The sequence below is a fragment of the Nocardia sp. JMUB6875 genome (assembly GCF_041154655.1).
Taxonomy (GTDB): Bacteria; Actinomycetota; Actinomycetes; order Mycobacteriales; family Mycobacteriaceae; genus Nocardia.
In genome coordinates this window covers 1-3,390 of record NZ_BAAFGR010000334.1, presented here as the reverse complement: position 1 = coordinate 3,390, position 3,390 = coordinate 1, and the positions used below count along the sequence as shown (strand labels likewise).

The 3,390-nt window shown below is 66.4% G+C and carries 2 protein-coding genes and 1 pseudogene; 2 read left to right on the top strand and 1 reads right to left on the bottom strand.

Annotated features, from left to right (window positions below; all coding sequences use genetic code 11):
• Positions 1-1,981: SDR family oxidoreductase (locus ACAM49_RS39350; protein ID WP_369640602.1), on the bottom strand; the 1,981-nt coding region annotated here is incomplete at its 3' end.
• Positions 1,982-2,439: 458 nt separating this feature from the next.
• Between ACAM49_RS39350 and ACAM49_RS39345 the strand changes: the two genes are divergently transcribed.
• Both ACAM49_RS39345 and ACAM49_RS39340 read left to right on the top strand, forming a co-directional pair.
• Positions 2,440-3,039 carry a Uma2 family endonuclease gene (locus tag ACAM49_RS39345; RefSeq protein WP_369640601.1) on the top strand — a complete coding sequence of 200 codons (600 nt, stop codon included), beginning with the start codon at positions 2,440-2,442 and terminating at the stop codon, positions 3,037-3,039.
• Positions 3,040-3,171: 132 nt separating this feature from the next.
• Positions 3,172-3,390: pseudogene (locus ACAM49_RS39340) on the top strand (hypothetical protein); the annotation flags it as partial.

The window sequence follows — 3,390 nt, the reverse complement described above, 5'->3', positions numbered from 1 at the left end:
GGCCCATGAGGGGCTGCACGATCGGGGCCAGGGCCAGCAGGGGGCTGCGGGAATCCGGCTTGTCCGTGGTGGTTTCGGCGGTTTCGGCCGGGTCGGCGGCGGGGGGTTCGTTGCGGGCCGCCTTGGATTCGCCGAACATGCGGAAACCCTGGTGCAGGATGGCGCGTTTCACCGACGGCATGACCGTGTCGACGAACTGGGCGAAGGTGCCGATCGGGGTGTCGATGCGGCTCGGGCGGTGCTCGAGGGCGCGCACCACGATGTCGGCGGCCTGCTCGGTGCTGTGCACCGGGATCGACTTGTAGAGGTCGGTCGGGGCGATCATGGCCGTGCGCACCAGCGGCATGCGCACCGAGGTGAACGTGATTCCGGCGTCGGCGTTCTCGACTGCGGCGATCTCGCTGAAGTTGTCCAGCGCCGACTTGCTGGCCACGTAGGCCGCGAAGCGCGGCACCTTGGTCTGCACGGCGATGGAGGAGATGTTCACGAAGTGGCCGAAGCGGCGCTCGCGCATGGACGGGAGCAGCGCCAGGATCAGGCGGACCGCGCCGAAGTAGTTGACCGCCATGGTCCGCTCGAAATCGTGCATGCGGTCGGTGGAGTTGAGCACCGAGCGGCGGATCGAGCGGCCCGCGTTGTTCACCACGTAGTCGACGTGATCGTGGTCGGCCAGCACCTGCTTGACCAGCAGCTCCACCGACTTCTCGTCGGTGATGTCGCAGACGTAGGCCTGTGCCGCACCGCTTTCCGCGCGCACCTGGGCGGCCGCGGCCTCCAGATCCTGCTCGGTGCGGGCGACCATGAGCACGGTCGCGCCGCGCTTGGCGACGGCGTGCGCGGTGGCCAGGCCGATGCCGGTGGACGCGCCGGTGATCAGGACGATGCGACCCTCGAGTCGATCACCCTCGACGCGGCGGGCGCGATCGGGATCCAGGTTGGCGCGCCAGTACTTCCACAGCGTGTCGGCGTAGTCCTCGAAGCGCGGGACCTCGATGCCGGTGCCGCGCAGCTGCGCCCGCGTCGAGTCGGAGACGAAGGTCGACTCGAACGAGGTGTGCGGGGCGACCTCGGCGGGAATGCCGAAGCGCTCCAACAGGAAATCACGCACCGCGGGCACACCCGGCAGGCCGCCGAGCGCGTGCAGCGCGGTGTGCGAACCCGGCACCGTGCCGATGGCGTGCGGCGCACCGGCCGCGCGGGCCAGGGCGTTGTAGATCTCGGTGAACGGCTGCGGTTCCGGGTTGGTCAGGTGGAAGGTCTTGCCGACCAGGCCCGGCTTGTTGATCAGCTCGACCATGGCATCGACCACGTAGTCGACCGGAACGATATTGGTGGAACCCAGATCCGGGATCGGCATGGGCAGCTCGGACGGCAGCGCGGCCAGCCCGGCGATGGCCGGGAAGAAGTAGTACGGGCCGTCGATCTTGTCCATCTCGCCGGTGCGGGAATCGCCGACCACGATGGCCGGGCGGTACACCCGCCAGCGCAGGTCCGCGGCCTCGCGCACCATCTTCTCGGCCTCGAACTTGGTGCGGTGGTAGGGCGAGTGCAGGCCCTGGCCCAGGTCGAAGTCGTCCTCGAAGAACTTGCCCTTGTGATCGCCCGCGACCGCGACCGACGAGACGTGATGCAGCATCGCGCCGAGCTCGCGCGCCAGCTCGATGACCGAGCGGGTGCCCTGCACATTGGCGGCGTAGGTAGCGTCGGCGTCGGCGGTCATGTCGTAGATCGCGCCGAGGTGGATGACGTGATCGGCGCGCGGCGCCTCATCGGTGAGCCCGAGCCCGGGTGCGGTCAGGTCACCGACCAGCGGGAACACGCGGTCGCCGGCACCCCAGCCGTCGGCCATCTCGCGCAGCTTGGCGACCGACGCCTCACGCGTCAGTGCGTGGACCACGGCCTCCGGGTCGCGCTCCAGCAGGCCGGCGACAACACGCCGTCCCAGGAATCCGGTTCCGCCCGTGACGATGTAGGAAACCATCGTCCCCTCCTTAAATTGCGAACCTGTTGGTATCCAACGGGGTTCGTCCGACATGCGTCGGTGGATGCGGACGGTGAGTAATTGGCCCCCTTACAGAATGTCGGGCCGAGGTAGGAACACCTTCGTGCCTAACTAGTGAGTAACTTTACTGACCCCAGGTTGGTGGTTCAACCGGAATGGTCGGTTCGGGGCTGTGGGACTGGTCACCTCGGAGCTATTCGAGTTGGTATGTGTAACAACGGGTTTGATGTAACCCATGGCAGCACTTGGCAATTCGCTAGCTACTGGTCAAATGTCCTGAGCGTGCGCTCACTTGTTTGATCTCCGGATGTTAGCGGGACCGCCGGTTCACCAAGCCCCTCGCCCATGTCCTTTCTGTCCGAATCGCCCGGCTGAGCGGTGCAAAGGTGCTGGTGAACGGCTTATGAATCCGATGTGAGGTTAAGGTGTTCCAGTCTTTGTCGGCCCGGAGCGGAAAGGAGTCGATCATTCACCAGCTCGAGCTGCCCAGAACCGGCGTGCGCACGCGGGCCGAATTCGAGACCCTGCCGACCGTCCCGCGCGGCTGGGCCTGGGAATTGCGATCCGGGAGATTGGAGTTGAGCCTCATGCCCGTCACGTTCTGGTATTCCCGGATCGTCTGCCAGGTACTCGATTTCTGGCGCGGGTACGGATATGAAGCCGCCGGTGATCAGTATGTGGCCGACAGCGGATTCGCCCGCGGTGAGATCGGGCAGCACAATTTCGTGGCCGACGGTGTGGTGTTCCAGCCCGGGCATCGACCCGACAAACACAGCACCACGCACGCGCCGGCGAATCTGTTCGCGGTGATCGAAGCGGTCTGGCAACCCGCGCAGGTGCGCGAGGCCATCGACAAGCTGCGGGTCTACTCCATGCTCGGCATCCCGCATTTCTGGATCGTGCGCGGCGACCACGACAGCGACGACCTCGACGGCTTCGTCAGCATGTACGAACTCGTCGGCGAGGATTACAAACTCACCGGCAGCCGCCTGGTCTCCGAACTGACCCCGGCTCGGGACGTGGTCAGCGCGAATTGATCGGTCGGCGCGGATTGACCCTGGGCGCCAACGCATTTCGCGACGGCGATCGGAGCGTGATTGCTCCGGCGGACCCGCTCGCACGCATATCATGAACGCGAGCCCGGTATCACCGCGTCGATCGGAACACCCATGTTCACTCGTGCCGCCTGGGGCAGTCTGCTGTTCACCGTGCTGGTCCCCGGAACCGTCGCCGGCCTGATCCCGCTGCTCATCTCCCGCTGGCACGTCGCCCACGACTTCCCGATCGCCACCCCGCTGCGTGTCCTCGGCATCCTGCTGATCCTCGCGGGGCCTGCCGATCCTGCTCGGAGCCATCTACCGCTTCGCCATCGAGGGCCGCGGCACTCC